Origin of the sequence: Clostridium sp. HV4-5-A1G, assembly GCF_900184915.1 — a bacterium.
Taxonomy (GTDB): domain Bacteria; phylum Bacillota; class Clostridia; order Clostridiales; family Clostridiaceae; genus Clostridium_B; species Clostridium_B aromativorans.
This window is the reverse complement of record NZ_FXYI02000068.1, coordinates 1-16,807: the sequence shown is the minus strand read 5'-3', so window position 1 is coordinate 16,807 and position 16,807 is coordinate 1. Positions and strand designations below refer to the sequence as shown.

At 33.8% G+C, this 16,807-nt stretch carries 28 protein-coding genes; 23 read left to right on the top strand and 5 right to left on the bottom strand.

All coding sequences use genetic code 11. From position 1 onward, the window contains the following. Together J5G60_RS09035 and J5G60_RS09030 are read right to left on the bottom strand one after the other, a co-directional pair. Nucleotides 1-281: Uma2 family endonuclease (locus J5G60_RS09035; protein ID WP_207876530.1), on the bottom strand; the 281-nt coding region annotated here is incomplete at its 3' end. 421 nt (nt 282-702) lie between these two features. Next, entirely contained in the window at nt 703-1,284 is a 582-nt protein-coding gene (locus J5G60_RS09030) for a helix-turn-helix domain-containing protein (RefSeq protein WP_150356812.1), read from the bottom strand. 176 nt (nt 1,285-1,460) lie between these two features. On the opposite strand from J5G60_RS09030, the gene J5G60_RS09025 reads away from it, so the two are divergent. From J5G60_RS09025 to J5G60_RS08930, 21 genes are all read left to right on the top strand, one after another. After that, nucleotides 1,461-1,667, top strand: a complete 207-nt coding sequence (locus J5G60_RS09025; RefSeq protein WP_150356811.1) for a helix-turn-helix transcriptional regulator — start codon at nt 1,461-1,463, stop codon at nt 1,665-1,667. Nucleotide 1,668: 1 nt separating this feature from the next. Next, a complete protein-coding gene (locus J5G60_RS09020) occupies nt 1,669-1,827 on the top strand; it encodes a hypothetical protein (protein ID WP_190972195.1) in 159 nt (52 codons plus the stop codon). 266 nt (nt 1,828-2,093) lie between these two features. Continuing rightward, the gene (locus J5G60_RS09015) at nt 2,094-2,306 is read left to right on the top strand and encodes a helix-turn-helix domain-containing protein (RefSeq protein ID WP_150356810.1); all 213 of its coding nucleotides are present in this window, start codon (nt 2,094-2,096) and stop codon (nt 2,304-2,306) included. Between the two features lie 38 nt (nt 2,307-2,344). Next, the gene (locus J5G60_RS09010) at nt 2,345-2,776 is read left to right on the top strand and encodes a hypothetical protein (RefSeq protein WP_150356809.1); all 432 of its coding nucleotides are present in this window, start codon (nt 2,345-2,347) and stop codon (nt 2,774-2,776) included. Nucleotides 2,777-3,133: 357 nt separating this feature from the next. Further along, entirely contained in the window at nt 3,134-3,433 is a 300-nt protein-coding gene (locus J5G60_RS09005; RefSeq protein ID WP_150356808.1) for a hypothetical protein, read from the top strand. A 29-nt stretch (nt 3,434-3,462) separates the two neighbouring features. Then, a complete protein-coding gene (locus J5G60_RS09000) occupies nt 3,463-3,864 on the top strand; it encodes a hypothetical protein (RefSeq protein ID WP_150356807.1) in 402 nt (133 codons plus the stop codon). Beyond that, nucleotides 3,865-4,227 carry a hypothetical protein gene (locus J5G60_RS08995; protein WP_150356806.1) on the top strand — a complete coding sequence of 121 codons (363 nt, stop codon included), beginning with the start codon at nt 3,865-3,867 and terminating at the stop codon, nt 4,225-4,227. A 2-nt stretch (nt 4,228-4,229) separates the two neighbouring features. Further along, nucleotides 4,230-4,373, top strand: coding sequence for a hypothetical protein (locus J5G60_RS08990; protein ID WP_190972194.1), 144 nt, complete (start codon nt 4,230-4,232; stop codon nt 4,371-4,373). 234 nt (nt 4,374-4,607) lie between these two features. Further along, nucleotides 4,608-4,844 (top strand): hypothetical protein, encoded by a 237-nt coding sequence (locus tag J5G60_RS08985; RefSeq protein ID WP_150356805.1) that lies wholly within the window; start codon nt 4,608-4,610, stop codon nt 4,842-4,844. 250 nt (nt 4,845-5,094) lie between these two features. Next, nucleotides 5,095-5,439: a hypothetical protein gene (locus J5G60_RS08980; RefSeq protein ID WP_150356804.1), complete on the top strand. Its 345-nt coding sequence runs from the start codon at nt 5,095-5,097 to the stop codon at nt 5,437-5,439. Nucleotides 5,440-5,468: 29 nt separating this feature from the next. Next, nucleotides 5,469-5,600: a hypothetical protein gene (locus J5G60_RS19060; protein ID WP_268905683.1), complete on the top strand. Its 132-nt coding sequence runs from the start codon at nt 5,469-5,471 to the stop codon at nt 5,598-5,600. A gap of 175 nt (nt 5,601-5,775) precedes the next feature. Then, entirely contained in the window at nt 5,776-7,035 is a 1,260-nt protein-coding gene (locus J5G60_RS08975) for a phage portal protein (protein ID WP_150356803.1), read from the top strand. Beyond that, nucleotides 6,968-7,582, top strand: a complete 615-nt coding sequence (locus J5G60_RS08970) for an HK97 family phage prohead protease (protein WP_150356802.1) — start codon at nt 6,968-6,970, stop codon at nt 7,580-7,582. Before J5G60_RS08975 ends, J5G60_RS08970 begins: the two co-directional genes overlap by 68 nt. After that, complete coding sequence (locus J5G60_RS08965; protein ID WP_150356801.1) at nt 7,582-8,796, top strand: phage major capsid protein; 1,215 nt, start codon at nt 7,582-7,584, stop codon at nt 8,794-8,796. Before J5G60_RS08970 ends, J5G60_RS08965 begins: the two co-directional genes overlap by 1 nt. Nucleotides 8,797-8,864: 68 nt before the next feature. Beyond that, on the top strand, nt 8,865-9,155 hold the full coding sequence (locus J5G60_RS08960) for a head-tail connector protein (protein WP_207708004.1): 291 nt from the start codon (nt 8,865-8,867) through the stop codon (nt 9,153-9,155). Further along, nucleotides 9,148-9,465, top strand: coding sequence for an HNH endonuclease (locus J5G60_RS08955; RefSeq protein ID WP_150356800.1), 318 nt, complete (start codon nt 9,148-9,150; stop codon nt 9,463-9,465). Before J5G60_RS08960 ends, J5G60_RS08955 begins: the two co-directional genes overlap by 8 nt. Nucleotides 9,466-9,579: 114 nt before the next feature. Further along, nucleotides 9,580-9,921 carry a hypothetical protein gene (locus J5G60_RS08950; protein WP_190972193.1) on the top strand — a complete coding sequence of 114 codons (342 nt, stop codon included), beginning with the start codon at nt 9,580-9,582 and terminating at the stop codon, nt 9,919-9,921. A gap of 4 nt (nt 9,922-9,925) precedes the next feature. Further along, nucleotides 9,926-11,569, top strand: a complete 1,644-nt coding sequence (locus tag J5G60_RS08945; protein WP_150356799.1) for a terminase large subunit — start codon at nt 9,926-9,928, stop codon at nt 11,567-11,569. Nucleotides 11,570-11,580: 11 nt separating this feature from the next. Continuing rightward, nucleotides 11,581-11,904 carry a phage head closure protein gene (locus J5G60_RS08940; RefSeq protein WP_150356798.1) on the top strand — a complete coding sequence of 108 codons (324 nt, stop codon included), beginning with the start codon at nt 11,581-11,583 and terminating at the stop codon, nt 11,902-11,904. 1 nt (nt 11,905) lies between these two features. After that, nucleotides 11,906-12,106 carry a hypothetical protein gene (locus J5G60_RS08935; protein ID WP_150356797.1) on the top strand — a complete coding sequence of 67 codons (201 nt, stop codon included), beginning with the start codon at nt 11,906-11,908 and terminating at the stop codon, nt 12,104-12,106. Nucleotides 12,107-12,118: 12 nt separating this feature from the next. Next, the gene (locus tag J5G60_RS08930) at nt 12,119-12,388 is read left to right on the top strand and encodes a hypothetical protein (RefSeq protein ID WP_150356796.1); all 270 of its coding nucleotides are present in this window, start codon (nt 12,119-12,121) and stop codon (nt 12,386-12,388) included. Nucleotides 12,389-12,942: 554 nt separating this feature from the next. Here J5G60_RS08930 and J5G60_RS08925 read toward each other — a convergent pair. Continuing rightward, on the bottom strand, nt 12,943-13,122 hold the full coding sequence (locus J5G60_RS08925; RefSeq protein WP_150356795.1) for a hypothetical protein: 180 nt from the start codon (nt 13,120-13,122) through the stop codon (nt 12,943-12,945). Nucleotides 13,123-13,919: 797 nt separating this feature from the next. Then, entirely contained in the window at nt 13,920-14,708 is a 789-nt protein-coding gene (locus tag J5G60_RS08920) for an amidohydrolase family protein (RefSeq protein ID WP_150356794.1), read from the bottom strand. A 109-nt stretch (nt 14,709-14,817) separates the two neighbouring features. On the opposite strand from J5G60_RS08920, the gene J5G60_RS08915 reads away from it, so the two are divergent. Together J5G60_RS08915 and J5G60_RS08910 are read left to right on the top strand one after the other, a co-directional pair. Then, nucleotides 14,818-15,144, top strand: coding sequence for a winged helix-turn-helix transcriptional regulator (locus J5G60_RS08915; protein ID WP_150356793.1), 327 nt, complete (start codon nt 14,818-14,820; stop codon nt 15,142-15,144). A 53-nt stretch (nt 15,145-15,197) separates the two neighbouring features. Continuing rightward, a complete protein-coding gene (locus tag J5G60_RS08910) occupies nt 15,198-15,971 on the top strand; it encodes an SDR family NAD(P)-dependent oxidoreductase (RefSeq protein ID WP_150356792.1) in 774 nt (257 codons plus the stop codon). 74 nt (nt 15,972-16,045) lie between these two features. On the opposite strand, the gene J5G60_RS08905 is transcribed toward J5G60_RS08910, so the two are convergent. Further along, nucleotides 16,046-16,720: an NAD(P)H-dependent oxidoreductase gene (locus J5G60_RS08905; RefSeq protein WP_150356791.1), complete on the bottom strand. Its 675-nt coding sequence runs from the start codon at nt 16,718-16,720 to the stop codon at nt 16,046-16,048. Nucleotides 16,721-16,807 lie beyond the last annotated feature (87 nt).

Sequence of the window (16,807 nt, the reverse complement as noted above, 5' to 3'; positions counted from 1 at the left end):
ACTGATATATCTGGTTGAACAATGTTTCTGCAGTTATCAAGGTTTTCGTCATCAGTGAGGAATACATCAAAGGGTGAAGGGTATACCTTGCATGGTCCATTGTTGGATTTAATATAGTTATTAAATATGGTTACTAATTCAGTAATTAGTTCCTGGTGCATCCTTGATGGTGCAGGTGACATATCATATATTACACCGTCTATAAGCTCTATTCTGGTACCTTCAGGGTAATTCATATAATCAGCGTAGGTGTAAATTTTATTTTTAGCTGTGTTGTCCATGGTATTATCTCCTTTCATTCCATAATTTTTTGGTATGAGGTGGGCGAAAAATTTCGCTGTCCTTTTATTTAATAATTTTGTTATACCATATCAGAGTTCCACAAACGTGGACACGTTTGATTTTACTAGGTTACCCTTTAAAAGGAAAGCCCATCTGAGTTTATCGGATAATTCCGAAAAACCTAATCAAGTGTAAATCCACTTAGTTTATCACTTATTTGTGTAAAACTTATGTTTTCGACATTTATGTATAAAACCTAACCAGGTGACTGATAGTCCCCTAGTTATGCAATTCGCCTTTAATGGCGAATACGCTAATATCGTAGTCGCATATTTGACAGTGGAAAATCCCACGTTCATAAACATTGTACAATAGGAATACTATTCATGTTTTTATGATATATTTTTGGGATGTGAAATATTAACGGTCAATTACTTTTCTAAATTTTTCTTTAATCATAGCATCTATGTAATCCTGTAGATCATTAATACAGTCCTGCAACTTAGGCTGTAACATCTTTAGGCACTCTTCTCTTTCACTTATGAATTTATCACGTGGAGCTTTTAAAGCTAATTCCATAGCATATATTTCAGCTAATACTTGAAATAAAGTAAAATATGCTGAAGGCTCTTTATCGTATTTAAGGTCATTATATTCTTTAAAAAATACATTATCCAGTGTAGGGGTATTTTCGTATATATCGAGTGTTTTATCCCACATAATTTGATTTAATGATTTACTATTACCATATTTTTTTTTAATAGGTGATTGAACATTTTCTACAACTTTTTTAAAGACACTGTTATTATCGTTATCAAAAAATTGATATATATCTACGTGTAAGGCCATGGAAATTTTTTTTAATGCACTTAATGAAGGATCTTTATCTCCACGTTCTACCTGATATAGGTATGATCTACTTAATCCAGTTTGTTCAGCTAATTCTTTTATAGGTATTCCTTTACGTTCTCTTATTTTCTTTATTAGTTTAGTATTAATCATAATTAACCTCCAATTTTATTATACAGTAAAAATATGATAATTGCACTTATATCATAATAATTAGAAATTAAGAGTATTAATGAGATAATTTATTATAATTTAGCAAAAAAGAATATGATATAAATTGTACTTATATCATAATATATGTATACTATAAGTGTAAAGGAGATGAAAGCATGAAGATGTCAAAGATGAGGGCTAAAAGATTTCAATATGGGATGTCAGCAATTATGGCTGCTAAGGAAATAGGCATATCAAAATCATATTTTTACCAAATAGAAAATTGTAGTAAGTTGCCAAGTGTTAAAGTGATGAAAAAAATTTGCAAGGTACTTGATGCAGACCCTAAAGAGCTATTTTTCAGTGATGAGAAGGAGAGATAATATGTTAAAATTTTTGCCAACGGATGACCTAAAGAAAATAGACAGGCAAATAAAAGCTATAAAGGCAGTTATACCAAGAGAAAATCCAAAAGATAAGGCAATACATCAGATGGCTTTAAATAAGCTGATAGAGCAACGAAATAAGTTATTAAACAGATAGGAAAATACGAAAGTATAAATTGAATTTTATTGCCATTTGTTTTATAATACCCATTGTTTAACAAAGGTAAGATATAAAAAATTTTAGTAAAACATGAATATTTTTATCGTGAAATGTGACTATATAAAATATAGGGGGTGTTGAAATTCGATAATGATAATAAAAAGCTGGCATTCATTCAGCCAAAATGACATACCAGCGAAACAAAAAATAAAAATCAATTATATTATACGACAAAAAAATGAAACAGAACAGGGGGAGTAATTATGGAAAAATTTAAGGTAATAGAGAGCAGTCCAAGCCCTAAGAAAGTACTAACTATCAGGGAGTTTTGCAAAATGTATGGTTTAGGCCATAATACAGCGTACAAACTCGCTCACCGAAGTGATGCTCCAATTTTAAGGGTGAGTAATAAATTCTTATTCATTCGGTCCAAAGTGGATTCGTGGATGGAATCTTTAGCTGGAAAGAAACTTTAATATCCAGAATTTTCAATTAACAATAGGCAGGTGATCTATTGTCTAAACATAAAAGAAATAATTATCAAAGTTTTGAAAGCCATGACGGTAGATATACACGAATATTTGACGATATGATTGATTCTGCGGCATGGGATGAATTAAGCGGTAATGCCATTAAATTATATATAAAAATGAAACGTAAATATGTCCCTGCATATGATGGGAAGGGTCAACTAATTAAATGTAACAAAGATGATATATCAATGCCTAAGTCGGAATATTCAAAATTTATGTCACCCAATACTTTTCAAAAATGTATTGATGAATTGATTTCTTGTGGATTTATCAGAGTTGTTGAGTACAAGCCGTTAGAAGGAAGTAGAAAAGTTATAATCTATGGATTTTCTGATATGTGGCAGAAATATGGAACTAAGGACTTTGTTATTAAAGATGAATGGAAGCGAGCTAAGAATAAGAATTATATATAGTATTAAATAACTTATTATATAGTATTTTGAATAAAAAGTGGTATCAGAAACTGACACCGGGCGGTATCAGAAATTGACACCGGGAAAATCAAGAAAAATGTTAATTAATCATAGTAATATCAATGGATTGCAAGCTATTTTATGCTTATATATTTTTAATATAGTTCCGGTATCAGAAATTGACACCGGCGGAAAATAGGTTAATCGTAGTAATTGCAATGGGTTAAATGCTATTTTATGCCTACTTAAAAAGTTACTTTCCCGGTGTCAGAAATTGATACCCTTATATAGATATCTACCACCCCTAGGGTTTTATTTAGCATCTTAGGTTTAAGAATTAATTTTAGATTTGGGAGAGTGAGAAAAATAGTTAGATTTAAAAATGAACTTGATAGATACAATAAACTGCATCCTTTAGGACTAATTTATCCTACATATCCAAAACTTTATTATATAGACAGCGAGGAAAGACATGAATGTGAGGTTATCGGATATATAAGGCATAAGACACAGCTTGGATGTATTAATGATTACTATGAGACTTTAGTAGTACAAGCAGAAGATAGGACTATAAACATTAACCCAGATTATTTAAAGAGTATGCAGAGAAAAGATTTTAAACTATGGTTTCAGAAAGGTAAGCACAGACATAAATAATTTAATTATAGATAAAGGAGAGTGATTTTATGGCTTTAAGTGAATCAGCTTTACAGGCATATAGAGAATATAAACAGAAATGGAGGGATAGAAATAAACAACACATTCATGAGTATAACAAGCATTGGAGAGATACACATCAAGAGAATACACGCAGATACAGAGAAACCTACTGGGAAAGAAAAGCACAGAATTTAAATCCTATGAATCAATTTATAAAAGAGAGATGCAACTTATCCTCAGAGTTATCAACAAGTAATAAACAACTGGCACAGGCCTTTAATGAATGGAATAATAGCAGCTTAACAACTTCTCAGTTCTCACTACAGTTTAAAGATACAGCTGTAGAACTGGGACTGGAAAAGAAACGTACTAAACACGGGATGTTATGGCAGGGTGTAGGAATTGATACATCAGAAAGGAGTAAATAAATGTCAAACAAAGAGAGTACTAAAAAGGCAATACAGAGCATAATTGATTCAGCTATTGAAACTAATTCCATACAGATGGCAAGAGCAAAGTTATTAGGTGAAGGACTGGAAAGCTGCCCTGATAAATTGAGAATACAGGCTAACGATTTATATGAGATATTGAGATTTAATACGGAGATGCGGGATGATTATATACGATTTTTAAAAGACTTAAAAGAGGGCCTGAAATACATTGACGATACTAACAAACTGTATGATCTAGTGCTTGATATAGGGGATAGCCTGGGGGAACTTGATAACATTGATTATAAATATATAAAGAGATTTGATGGATTCACTAAAAATACATTAGGGGGTGAGTAATTATGGATATTAGTAAACCAGAACTTATAAAGACGATTAAGGAGGACATTGACACAGCTGATAGGACTTCTGAATTGTTTACTACAGAGAAACAGCGTATATATGTGAAAGTCTTGAAAAATTTATTGAAAGATTTGGAGGATTGAATATGCCAGAAAGCTGGAGAAGATAGAAAGGGGTAAGGCTAGGGAAAGGCAATTAAGTAAATTAAAGCACAATAATATCGTTAGTCAGAATTCTGACAGACGAGGGAGAACGGATGATGCAGTAGCAAATAAATCTGGATTTGGCAGTAGAGATACTTTTAATAAAGCTAAATATATATCGGAGAATGCCAGTGAAGAAATTATTAAATCACTGGATGAAGGAGGAATTGAAACATGGAGGCAATACCAAAGTCAGAAGCTGAAAGGCTATCAAATAGTGTCATGAAATATATTAAAAAGGCTAGGTATTATAGAGTTAGAGTAAATTTACCAGGTATTACAGACCCTGAAGTGGAGAAGGAAACTGCGATTGAAGGGCTTGAGAAAGGATTTGATATATTAAGTGTATCAAAGGTAACTGGAAAAGGCTCACACAGACGGATCTATGTGAACCTTAGAGTAAAAAACTAGAATTATTTGATACAAAAGTTCAGAGCCTTTGACGAAAATAAATACAAATTGTAAGTATAATATTTACTTACAGTATTAGAGTATCATAACACTAGTGCTAAATCAAGGAGGTGTTAGAATGTCGGTGCCAATATTTTTAAGTTATATGGACTATTGCAGAATTAGGCATAAGAAAGCTACATTGCAGGAATTACACCGATGGGAAAAGAAATATAATTACAGATAATTAAATATAAAGGAGATTGATATTATGTATAAAGAGTTATTAGAAATTGTAGATGAAAACTGGGAAGAAATAGTTGAAGGAGGTAATGAATTAGTTAGAGATGTATATGAAAAAAAGTATCCAGAAGGTACTGGATTAGCTTTAATAATTGATGGTGATGAAAATGTCAATATACAGCCATTAGAAGATGTGAATAGAAAAATTGAATTTGTAATATTAGAAGCAGCTGTTCCAGAGTTTATAGAAGATGAAAAAGAGCGTATAAGGCAGATGGAATACGATCAAGATCATTCGGTACCTCAAGAACTTACAAAGTTTCATGAAAATCTAGCAGATAAAGCATCAGATGAAGATCCGGCAGATGCTTAAAGAATAATTACAAATAGGAGGTAGAGAAAATGTTATCAGATTGGGCATCAGAACAACAGGAAAAAGGAAAACACGAGGCAGAGATTGAATTACTGAGACAAGAAAATACTCAACTAAAAACTATTTTACGTGAACTGAAAAATTATATAGAATCTCTTTAAAATATTATAAGGGGGGTTGATATTGAATTACTGATATAGTACACTAGTATTATAGATAAATATAGAAAAGTACCCTACTTCTAGGAAGTGGAAGCCAAAAGGCACGGGAAGTTTGAAAGCGGAAATATTCCGTTAGTAGATTTCTTGTGCCTTTTTTACGTTGAAAGGAGAATATATGGACATATTAGATAGATTGTTTCATCGAAATAAAAATCCTGCTGATAAACAGAATACCCAGAGAGTTGAAGTTATGAGCGGTAGCCCTGCGACATTCACGCCGTTTAGTGGTGACGCCTATTCAAATGATTTATATAGAAGTGCAGTTGATAGTATAGCAAAGAATTTTTCCAAGTTAATTCCAAGTCATGTAATTATGAATGGAGAGCAGCGTAAAGATGGGGATTCGGTTTTAAACTACATACTGCAGTCAAGGCCTAACCCTTATATGTCAACCTTTGATTTTCTATATAAAGTATCAACACATTATTTTTTATATAATAATGCATTTGCTTATTTGTCTTTTGATGATAAAGGGAGCCTTGAGGCTATATATCCATTGAGTCCCTTACAGGTAGAATTTCTTACGGATGCAACAGGGGCATTGTATTGTAAATTTTTATTTTCAAGAGGCAAGACATTTATATTCCGTTATGATGATGTGATGGTATTAAGGCGGTTCTACAATTCAAATGACCTGCTGGGTGATGATAACAGGGCAATAATGCCTACGCTTGATTTGGCACATACTCAAAACCAAGGTATGGAGAATTCAATAAAGAATTCAGCACAGATAAGAGGGTTATTAAAATACAACCAAGTTCTATCCGGTGAAAAACTGAAAGAGTCGAAAGAGGCGTTTATAAATGATTATTTGAGTATCGAAAACAACGGAGGTATTGTTGCACTGGATACTAAAATGGACTATCAGCCTATAGAAAACAAACCTGTATTTATAAACGGCCAGCAGTTAACTGAGATTAAAAATAGGATATACAGTTATTTGGGTATAAGTGAAAATATCGTAAATTGCACATATTCAGAAGATGAATGGAGTGCGTTTTATGAATCCACGATTGAGCCACTGGCAACACAGATGGGTCAGGAGCTTACAAATAAGTTATTTACACAGCGTGAGCAGAGTTTTGGCAATAGTATAATGCTTGAAAGTGATAAACTTCAGTTTACATCAAATTCAACTAAGGTAACGGCATTAAAAGAATTGATGCCACTGGGATTACTTACTATAAACCAGGCATTAAAGATATTGAACTTACCAGGTATAGAAAATGGCGATACCCGTTACCAGACTTTAAATGTAGCTGATACAAATATTGTTAATCAATACCAGATGAAGGGAGGAAACAACAATGCAGGAGAACAGGGAAATCAGGTCAGCCGAAATCAGGACGGACGAGGCACAGGACAGCAAGAATAGTATACTTCTAGGTACTCCAATAGTGTTTGATAAGCCCACAACTATAAACGGGCGATATGGCAGTTATACGGAGATTATTAAAAGGGATGCTGTAAGTGAAAATTTGCTTAAAGATGTTCCACTTTTATACAACCATGATGTAAATTCAATCCCACTGGCCAGAAGTCCTGAAACCATGGAACTGAGAAAAAGCGGTGTAGGTATAGAAATGAGGGCTACACTTCCAGATACACCGAAGGCAAAGGAAATATATTCAAGTGTGTCACGTGGTGATATAAAGGGCATGAGTTTTGCTTTTAAGGTTCCTAAGGGCGGAGATGAATATGATTCTAAGACCAATACCAGGACAATAAATAAGATTGAAAGATTATATGAGGTTTCAATAACTCCATTTCCAGCATATCAGGAAACAAGTATTGAGGCACGGATGGAAGATATATTCAAAAGAAATACATTAGTCCAGGAAGCAAGGGTCAAAGTAAATGACATTTTAAAGATACAGCTTAAAAGTAAAGTAAATCAAATTTTAGGAGAGGATGATAAATAATGAAATTTGCAACAGTACAGGAAGCATTTAATTATTATAATTCAAAAGATATTGAGGAAATTGAGAAAAGGGCAGCAGAGATAGGAAAACTGATAGACGGTAATGAGAATGCAGATATTCAGTCATTGAACATTGAACTTGATGGATTAAAGCAGGCCAAAGAAAACATAATTGAAAAAAGGAGTAAATCAAATAAAGGTTTTAACCCTGTAACGGGCATGGAATTCAATAAAGGTGTTGATATTCCAGAGGGGACCGATTTATTTAAAACAAAAGAGTATAGAAGTGCATTCTTCAAGGAAATGTTAGGTCAGAAATTAACTGAAGCCGAAAAAAATATATATGAGCGTGCAAGAATGGAAAAAAGGGCAGATACTTTCAATGCAATGAGTAATAGTGCGGCAGTACTTCCAACCCAGACACTTAATGAAATAATTGAGAAGGCAAGAACGCAGGGCGGATTGATATCGGCAGTAAGGCAGTTCAATATACCATCTAATCTATCGGTTCCAATAGGAACACCAGGCACAAAGGCAAACTGGCATGTAGAAGGTGTGGCAGTTGAATCTGAAAAAGTAGATACGGTATCAGTTAGTTTTTCAGCATATGAAATACTTAAAGTATTTAGTATGTCAGCAATAGCAAATAAAATGAGCATAGGAGCATTTGAAAGCTATCTTGAAACAGAGCTGACTAATTGTGTGATGGATACACTAAATGAAGCCATGGTAAGTGGTACAGGCTCAGGACAGGGCACTGGATTAATTACAGGTATTACATGGGATGCAACCAATAGTTTCACATATGCAGATAAGCCGGCATATACAGACTTTACTAAAATGTTGGGAATGTTAAAAAGAGGATACGGGGCCAATGCAAAGTTTGCTATGAATAACGCATCACTATATAACTTGGTATATAGCTTGGTAGATAATAATGATAGACCTTTATTTATAGCAGATGCACAACAGCAGCAGATAGGATATATACTGGGTAAGCCAATAATTATAGACGATTATATACCAGATGATACTATACTCTTAGGAGACTTTAATTATATGGGATATAACTTACCACAGGGTGTGCTGTTAGAAGTATCCAGAGAGTCAAGCTTTAAGTCCGGGCTTATAGACTACAGGGCACTGGCAATAGCAGACTGCAAACCGTTGGTACCAGAAGCATTTCTCAAACTATCAAAGACAGTAACACCTTAGTATATAGATGTAATGGTGTAGTACATAATACAGTGCTACACCTTTTTAATTAGGAGTGTGATGTATATATGAATATACTTACAATGGATGAAGCACATAACATATTGAGGGTTGATGGTAATGAATTAGATATAGAGATACAGGCATTGATAGATGCTATACCACCATACTTAGAAGCGACAACAGGTAGGACATGGACAGATGATGATACAATACATCCAATGGCAAAGACAGCAGCACAGTTCATATTGATGTTGTGGTTTGATCCAATGGACAGAGATATAGATAAGTTAAGGAAAGCAATAGATTCATTACTGACTGCACTGGAAGCGGTGGGGAGAAGTATGAATAATGTCTAGAGAATTTAGCAAGGCATTTTATCACAGCAAGGAATGGGTTAAATGCAGAGATGGATATATAAGGAGCAGACATTATATATGTGAGAGGTGTGGGAAGCCTGCAACAATAGTTCATCATAAAAAATTCATAAATCCGGGGAATATAAATAATCCAGAAATAACGTTAAATTGGGATAACCTAGAAGCCCTATGTATAGACTGCCATGACCAGATACACAATAGAAATCATCAAATAACCACAAAAGAAACTGTATTTGATGAAAATGGAAATCTTATAAAGTCCCCCCAGGTCAGTAAAAACAATGGCTGACGCGGAGACCACATGGGGGAGCTTTCTTTACCTCTCTCATGTATATCCACGCGAAAGATATAATAAATCATATAAAGAGTTATTTAATACTATATAGTAAGGAGATGGATTTTAATGGAAAAAGATAAAGTTATAGATATTTCAACTGATATGAAAAAACTTAGAACGATATTGAGAAAGTTACCAAAAGATAAGGTTACAGTTGTAGAGCCACTATTTAAAGAGTTGGAATTTATGCAAAGGACTCTTGAATCGTTAAAGAAAGAAATTGAAACTATAGGAGTTGTAACTGAATTTAAAAATGGCAGACAGGATTTTTTAAAGGAGAACCCAGCATTAAAAAGTTACACGGCACTAATACAGAAATACGGGAATATATATAAGCAGGTTATTAGTTTATTACCTAAAGATGACGGCGAGTCTAAAGATGAATTGATAGAATTTGTAAAGAAGTGATTACATGAATTATATACAGCAATATTACGAAGAAATTAAATCTGGAAAGTATACTGTATCCAAGAGGGTGGAAAAACAATATAAAAGGCTTGTGCATGATATTGAGCATCCAAGTAAATACGTATTTGATGAAAATAAGGCCAATAGGCCCATAGAGTTTATAGAAAAATTCTGTAAGCACTCAAAGGGTGAATGGGCAGGAAAACCAGTTAAATTGGAGCTATTCCAAAAGGCTTTTATATCTGCACTGTTTGGATTTGCTGATAAGGATACAGGGTTAAGGCGTTACCGTGAAGCCATGTTTTATGTGGCCAGGAAGAACGGTAAAACAACAATGCTGTCCGGTATAGCCTTGTATATGCTTATGGCAGATGGTGAAGGTGGTGCAGAGGTGTATTCAATAGCATCTAAAAAAGACCAGGCCAAGTTATGTTTTGACGAGGCTTTAAACATGGCAAGGCAAAGTCCTTATCTATCAAAACACCTGAAGAAGCGTAAAACTGACTTGTATTTCCCTCTTACAATGTCAAAGTTTCAGGCATTGGGGAAGAATTCAGATACCTTGGATGGATTAAATTCCCACTGTGTTATTATTGATGAACTTCATAGCATCAAGGACAGGAATATATATGAGGTTATGAAACAGTCACAGAGTGCCAGGAGAGAGCCTTTATTAATCATGATAACTACAGCTGGAACAGTAAGAGAGAGCATATTTGATGATATGTATGAATATGGCTGTAAAGTAGCTGACGGCACTATTGAAGATGATACATTTTTACCGATACTTTATGAATTGGACGATAAAGAAGAATGGAGAAATTCAAAATGTTGGCCTAAAGCTAATCCAGGTTTAGGAGTAATTAAGAAAGTTGATGATTTAAAAATTAAAGTTAAAAGGGCAAAGAGCAATCCTAATGATGTTACAGGAGTTTTATGCAAGGATTTTAATGTAAGGTGTACCGTATCGACTGCATGGCTTACTTTCGATACCATAAACAATGAGGAAACCTTTGACATAGATAAATTTCATGATTGTTATGCTATAGGTGGGGCAGACCTATCAATTACTACAGACCTTACAGCGGCAACACTTTTAGTGATGGACCCGGAAACTCAAAAAAGATATGTAACTCAGATGTACTGGCTCCCTAAAGAAAGCTTTAATGAGAGGGTTCACCATGACAAAATACCATATGATAAATGGCTTGAACGTGGCCTATTGAGGTTATGTGAAGGTAATAGTATTGATTATAGGGATATTACAGCGTGGTTTCTTGAAATGCTAAATGACAAGGAAATAACTCCATTATGGATATATTATGATTCTTACAGTGCTAAATACTGGGTTGAGGAAATGAAGAATAACGGCTTTAAGATGGAAAGGTGTATCCAGGGTGCAAAGACTTTATCACTTCCAATGCAGCAGTTAGGGGCAGATTTACAGGCTAAGAAAATCAACTATAACAATAATCCAATACTGAAATGGTGTATGACAAATACAGGAGTTGAAACAGATAGAAATGGAAATATAGTACCTATAAAAAATCAAGCTGCAAAGATGAGAATTGATGGACTAGCATCATTACTGGATAGTTATGTGGGATTGTATGAGCATTACGAGGAATTTTTAAGAGCTATACAATAGGAGCTGATTTTATGGATAATATGAAAAATAAGAAAATTAATATACTTCACTGGGTTGATGTAGAGAATGAATTAGGTGAAACTGACCATGAATTACAGTACCTAGCCCAGAATGTATGGGCATATTATAGACATGCCACAACTAGAGAAACACAGCTGGCAATTGTAGCACAGACAAAGGTCGAAGCCATTTTTATAATAAACTGGCGTGATGATATAGATACAACTTGTTTTATAGAATACAACGACGAGAAATATGAAATTACCGATATTGACGATTTTGAGGGCAGAAAAACAGATTTAAAAATTACGGCTCACGTTGATAAGGAGGGTTAAAATGAATGATGATTTAAGAAATTTAGATGAAAAATTAGAACTGGCATTGAATAGATTTTCAGAAGATGCACGTGACATAACAGATATACTTATATCCGAAGGTAAACCTGCAAGTGGCTATGATTTGGATAATGTATGTAGATATATATTTTATATGATTAGTGATTTCAGAAAAGATATAATTGATTATTTGAATCGTTAAAAGGTGGCTGTTATGGTTTTAACTGAAAATGAAGCCTTTTTGCTTGCATCAGGGTACACCTTTGATGTATCGAATGTAAGGATTAAGACCATTTGCCATAAGATACTGGATATAAGGGATATGAAGGTTAAAGACATATATATGATAGCTGATTATGAAGAAGCATTGGAATTATATAGGCACTATAAGAAAGGCTATATGCGTAAAATAGGTCTCCATAGGAAAACTGAATTTGTAAATAATACTTTAATGGTTCAGCTTGATAAGGAAAGGTGTGGTTAAAATGACCATGCCTTTTTTAGATGCTTTCAATTTTGAAGGGTTCGACATAAATGTAGAACCAATCTACTATCAGTCAGTTGGTTTACCCCTTTAAAGGGGTATTGCATAAAATCAAGGGTTCAGTACCTACATATGTACTTTGGCCATTCGTCATTAATGACGAAAACCCTCAAGGTGAGACGGGCTTAAAATTTAGCTGGTTGTGATATATATGACGACGGCTAAAAATTTAGCTGTCCTCCTTTTTTACCTGTATAATTTTTAAATTCTATGGTATAATATCAGTAATAAGAGTAGCTATAATAAAAACAGGATGCTGGTAACATCCTGTAGTATACAATTCAGTTGCTAAGGCAACTAGTAAAGCTGATTTATAAAAAAGTAGCTAAACCAATTGCGTCGGTGGGCTACTTTTTTATATTATCTATAATTTTAGCGTTATATTTTTCGTGTTATTGTGGTATAATATCAGTAATAAGAAGGGTGGATTATGAATTTAGTCTGCTTGATTAAATTTGTATAAGTGTTAAATAATAGATAGTTTGAGCAAAGGGCTATCTATTATTTTTTTTAGAATTATTTATGTTTACTTTGGTATCAGATGATATTTCATCAGGTCTCAAAGTTATTTTATTTTCTATTTTAATATCTGACTTTTTATCAGACAACGCCACTATACAAATAGCAGTTATTGAAAATAAACTGAAGAACAATATTAAATATCCTTCTGCCATAAACGCATCACCCCTTCTTCATACGCAGACATTATTAACCATAATCCACCCACAAATAAAGAAGAGGTACTTATACAATTTTCTTATTACATTTCACATTATATCATAGAATATAAATGCTGAAAATGTAAATTTATTTATGTAGGTGGGTGTAAAATGATACCTGCCTTTAAAACGAATGTAGAGCCATTTTAAGATAGGGTTTATATTAAGACATGTAATTATACTTCTAAACATGTAAAAGTTAATTATACGGGGAATATGGAGCATGAAAGTATATGAATATGAAATAATATATCTGGGGTTAAATATTTTGGGTATACGGTGTTTTGTCAATCAACTAAAAATATTGATATTACTTGAGTTATGTATATAAAAATTTCCCTCCATTTTCCCTCCAAAGTTTTGGATAAACATAAAAAACAATGATATTCAACAATATACTATAAGGCGTAAACCATTGATATTGAGCTATTTTAAAAAATAGTGGAAAATAGACAAGCATTTAAAACAAAACCGTTGGTTGAGGGTTCGAAGCCTTCTACCCCTGCCATTTTTAAAATGAAAACCGTACAGAAATCGCACAAGGTGCAAAAGTTGAAGAGCTAATTTAATATAGGCTCTTTTTTTTAATGGTGCACTATTAGTAATAGACAGGGTGAATTAGTCTGCTTTATAAAATTTATTTGTTTAAATAATAGATAGCTTGTGAGAAGGGCTGTCTATTATTTTTTCAGAATTATTTATTTTTACTTTGATACCGAGCCATGTTTCATATATGTACCTTGTGCTTTAAATTAAATTTTCAGTATATGTGCTATATTTTCTCCCAATACTGCTTTTGCAATGGACTGTGACTTGGCAACCTTCAATATGGTTTCCTTGGATAGATCAAGGTCACCAAAAGGCCTGTCCACTCCAAAAATACATTTATCAGGTAATTCGTTGATAACAGCTCCTAAAACAAGTGTGGAGTAATATGCAGAGGTATCGAGAAATAAGTTGGAGGTTTCTTTTACAATATCCATTGTTTCAAGCCAGTTGATTCCACCCAGGTGTCCGAGAATAACAGGAGTAGAGAGATATTTCCGTGCAAAATTGGATACTTCTTTAATATCCTGTAATGTAAGTGGGAAAAAAGCATGTATCCAAATTGGAAGATTTCCGAATTCACCTGATAGTTTGAAGATATTTTTCAAAAGAGGAATTTGTCCACTTCCAAGGGTGAATTCACCCATTCCTGCCAGATGATTTTTCTCAATATTATCTGAGATATATTGCCTTGTAGTGCTCAAATCCAATCCTAGAGGTACAGCACCAAATCCAATGTAGCGATGAGGATACAAATTAATAGCTTTTACCAGTTCTTCAATTGATTTTTTACGTATTTCTGTCATATTTCCCTTTTTACCGGCCAACAGCTCATTGAGATAATTCATTGAGGCTTTTACCTCCTGTGTATTTTTATCCAATTCAGGATGAAATGACGTGGAAAATAACACTGTCTTGTCCACCCCCGCACAATCCATGATTTTTATATGTTCTTCCACAGGTAAAGTAAGATGAGAATGTCCATCGATAATCATAGTATCACTCCTAGTTTTAAAAATTTGATTATCTCTATTATATCCGGTATAAATACAAATAATAGTATGCACTTTTTTGTGTTATACTATCATAAAGGAGAGTAATGATATGTCAGAAAAGCTTTGTTATGTAGGAAATAAGGAGCCCTTTGAGTACACTTTGTCAATTATAAATGGGAAATGGAAATTGAAGATAATTTATTTGCTGGCTTGCATGGGAACTGTAAGATATGGTGTATTGAAAAAAAATATTGATGGAATTACCCATAAAATGCTGAGTTCACAGTTAAAAGAACTGCAGAATAAAGGTATTGTACTGAGAAGGCAGTATATGCAGATTCCTCCTAAAGTAGAATATTTTCTTAGCAAAAAGGGAAAAAGTCTCATACCCCTTGTAAAAGTCATGTGTCAATGGGGAAGGAATCATGGTATCTAACAGGAATTTTTTAAGAATAATAAAGAATATATTAATCATGAGGAGGGGATAAAATGGGAATTGCCATAGTAACCGGTGCTTCAAGTGGGCTTGGCAGAGAGTTTGTTTATCAGATTGCCTCTAAAGAGAAAAATATCAGTGAAATTTGGGTCATTGCCAGACGGGAAGAACGCCTTAAGGAATTGACTGCCAGAGTTGACGTTCCAATCGAGCTTTTGCCCCTTGACCTTATTAAAAGAGAAAGTATTGATTATTTTATAGAATATTTGAAAGCTCAAAAACCACAGGTGGATATACTAGTAAATGCAGCTGGATTCGGTAAAATTGGAAGTTATAGTGATATAAGTCTTCTGGACAGTGACAATATGATAGATTTGAATTGTCGTGCTGCCGTCGATATGACTGTAGCGGTGCTGCCATACATGAAAAGGAGAAGTCGTATTATTGAAATATGCTCAACAGCTGCATTTCAGCCATTTCAATACCTGAATGTATATGCTGCTACCAAGGCATTTCTTTATAGGTACAGCAGGGCTCTGAGAATAGAATTACTACCGAGAGGCATTCATGTGACAGCAGTCTGCCCTTACTGGATTAAAGATACTGAATTTATTCCCAAAGCCAAACATAGCAGGGATGGTAGAAAAATAAGAAATTTTATATTTGCAGGTAGGGCAAAAAATGTGGCAGCTATAGCACTTAATGACAGCAGGATTGGGCTGCCGGTATCTACTCCGGGACCAGTATGTTTTATTCACAGAATAGTGGCCAAATTTATTCCCCATGAGATCATGATATGGTTGTGGGAGTTGATAAGAAGACTATAGATAATTGGATAAAAATAGTGATTGATCAAAACAGCAGATTCTATTAGAATCTGCTGTTTTGATACCAAATGATGTTACTTGATCCATTGAACTAAATCTGTCAAGGACGGCCTGGTTTTGGGCCTTGGTTCCTTTTTCCTGTATCCAAAAGCTACCATACAGGAAACTCCAAATTTTTCTCTGTTCAGTAACCCCTCTTTTGCCAGAATTTCTTCTACCTGATCTCTGTTAAATCCTTCTATAGGACAAGAGTCAATTCCTATAAGGGCAGCTGCTGTCATCATATTTCCAAGAGCTATATAAGTTTGCTTGCATCCCCAGTCAAACATGGCCCTGTCACTTTCCAGTAATTTAAAATCGTTTTTCTGGAAGTTTTCATATCCCCTTTTTCTTTGATCAATTACATTTTGAGGAAGTTTTTGGACATCTTCCATGATATGTGATATATATTTGGAGTTGTATATCAGATCTGGTGTTTTTCTCGATAGTATTACTATAAAGTGACTTGCATCAGGGAGTTTGAGTTTTGCACCCCAGCTTACAGGAGATATTTTTTGCCTGATTTCTCTATTTTGAAGTATTAAAAATTTCCATGGTATGAACCCAAAAGAACTGGGGGATAATTTGCCTACTTCAAGTATATAATTGAAATCGTCATCTGAAACCTTTTTTGTACCATCAAATTCTTTGCAAGCGTGTCTGAATTTATATGCTTTTAATACCTGTTCTTTAATATTTTCTTTATCCATAATGATCACCTTTTTTATATAAATTTAATGCATTCTATATCTTTCTCTTATAAACATCAGACGATGCCGACGAAGCTACAAGTGTAG

Coding starts and splice junctions, on each gene's coding strand:
- J5G60_RS08990 (WP_190972194.1), top strand. CDS start 4,230: ATGGATATTAGTAAACCAGAACTTATAAAGACGATTAAGGAGGACATT.
- J5G60_RS08910 (WP_150356792.1), top strand. CDS start 15,198: ATGGGAATTGCCATAGTAACCGGTGCTTCAAGTGGGCTTGGCAGAGAG.
- J5G60_RS08925 (WP_150356795.1), bottom strand. CDS start 13,122: ATGGCAGAAGGATATTTAATATTGTTCTTCAGTTTATTTTCAATAACT.
- J5G60_RS09030 (WP_150356812.1), bottom strand. CDS start 1,284: ATGATTAATACTAAACTAATAAAGAAAATAAGAGAACGTAAAGGAATA.
- J5G60_RS08965 (WP_150356801.1), top strand. CDS start 7,582: ATGAAATTTGCAACAGTACAGGAAGCATTTAATTATTATAATTCAAAA.
- J5G60_RS08985 (WP_150356805.1), top strand. CDS start 4,608: ATGGAGGCAATACCAAAGTCAGAAGCTGAAAGGCTATCAAATAGTGTC.
- J5G60_RS08905 (WP_150356791.1), bottom strand. CDS start 16,720: ATGGATAAAGAAAATATTAAAGAACAGGTATTAAAAGCATATAAATTC.
- J5G60_RS08915 (WP_150356793.1), top strand. CDS start 14,818: ATGTCAGAAAAGCTTTGTTATGTAGGAAATAAGGAGCCCTTTGAGTAC.
- J5G60_RS08960 (WP_207708004.1), top strand. CDS start 8,865: ATGAATATACTTACAATGGATGAAGCACATAACATATTGAGGGTTGAT.
- J5G60_RS08930 (WP_150356796.1), top strand. CDS start 12,119: ATGGTTTTAACTGAAAATGAAGCCTTTTTGCTTGCATCAGGGTACACC.
- J5G60_RS08970 (WP_150356802.1), top strand. CDS start 6,968: ATGCAGGAGAACAGGGAAATCAGGTCAGCCGAAATCAGGACGGACGAG.
- J5G60_RS08945 (WP_150356799.1), top strand. CDS start 9,926: ATGAATTATATACAGCAATATTACGAAGAAATTAAATCTGGAAAGTAT.
- J5G60_RS09015 (WP_150356810.1), top strand. CDS start 2,094: ATGGAAAAATTTAAGGTAATAGAGAGCAGTCCAAGCCCTAAGAAAGTA.
- J5G60_RS08995 (WP_150356806.1), top strand. CDS start 3,865: ATGTCAAACAAAGAGAGTACTAAAAAGGCAATACAGAGCATAATTGAT.
- J5G60_RS08940 (WP_150356798.1), top strand. CDS start 11,581: ATGGATAATATGAAAAATAAGAAAATTAATATACTTCACTGGGTTGAT.
- J5G60_RS08935 (WP_150356797.1), top strand. CDS start 11,906: ATGAATGATGATTTAAGAAATTTAGATGAAAAATTAGAACTGGCATTG.
- J5G60_RS09000 (WP_150356807.1), top strand. CDS start 3,463: ATGGCTTTAAGTGAATCAGCTTTACAGGCATATAGAGAATATAAACAG.
- J5G60_RS08920 (WP_150356794.1), bottom strand. CDS start 14,708: ATGATTATCGATGGACATTCTCATCTTACTTTACCTGTGGAAGAACAT.
- J5G60_RS08975 (WP_150356803.1), top strand. CDS start 5,776: ATGGACATATTAGATAGATTGTTTCATCGAAATAAAAATCCTGCTGAT.
- J5G60_RS08950 (WP_190972193.1), top strand. CDS start 9,580: ATGGAAAAAGATAAAGTTATAGATATTTCAACTGATATGAAAAAACTT.
- J5G60_RS09025 (WP_150356811.1), top strand. CDS start 1,461: ATGAAGATGTCAAAGATGAGGGCTAAAAGATTTCAATATGGGATGTCA.
- J5G60_RS08980 (WP_150356804.1), top strand. CDS start 5,095: ATGTATAAAGAGTTATTAGAAATTGTAGATGAAAACTGGGAAGAAATA.
- J5G60_RS08955 (WP_150356800.1), top strand. CDS start 9,148: ATGTCTAGAGAATTTAGCAAGGCATTTTATCACAGCAAGGAATGGGTT.
- J5G60_RS19060 (WP_268905683.1), top strand. CDS start 5,469: ATGTTATCAGATTGGGCATCAGAACAACAGGAAAAAGGAAAACACGAG.
- J5G60_RS09020 (WP_190972195.1), top strand. CDS start 1,669: ATGTTAAAATTTTTGCCAACGGATGACCTAAAGAAAATAGACAGGCAA.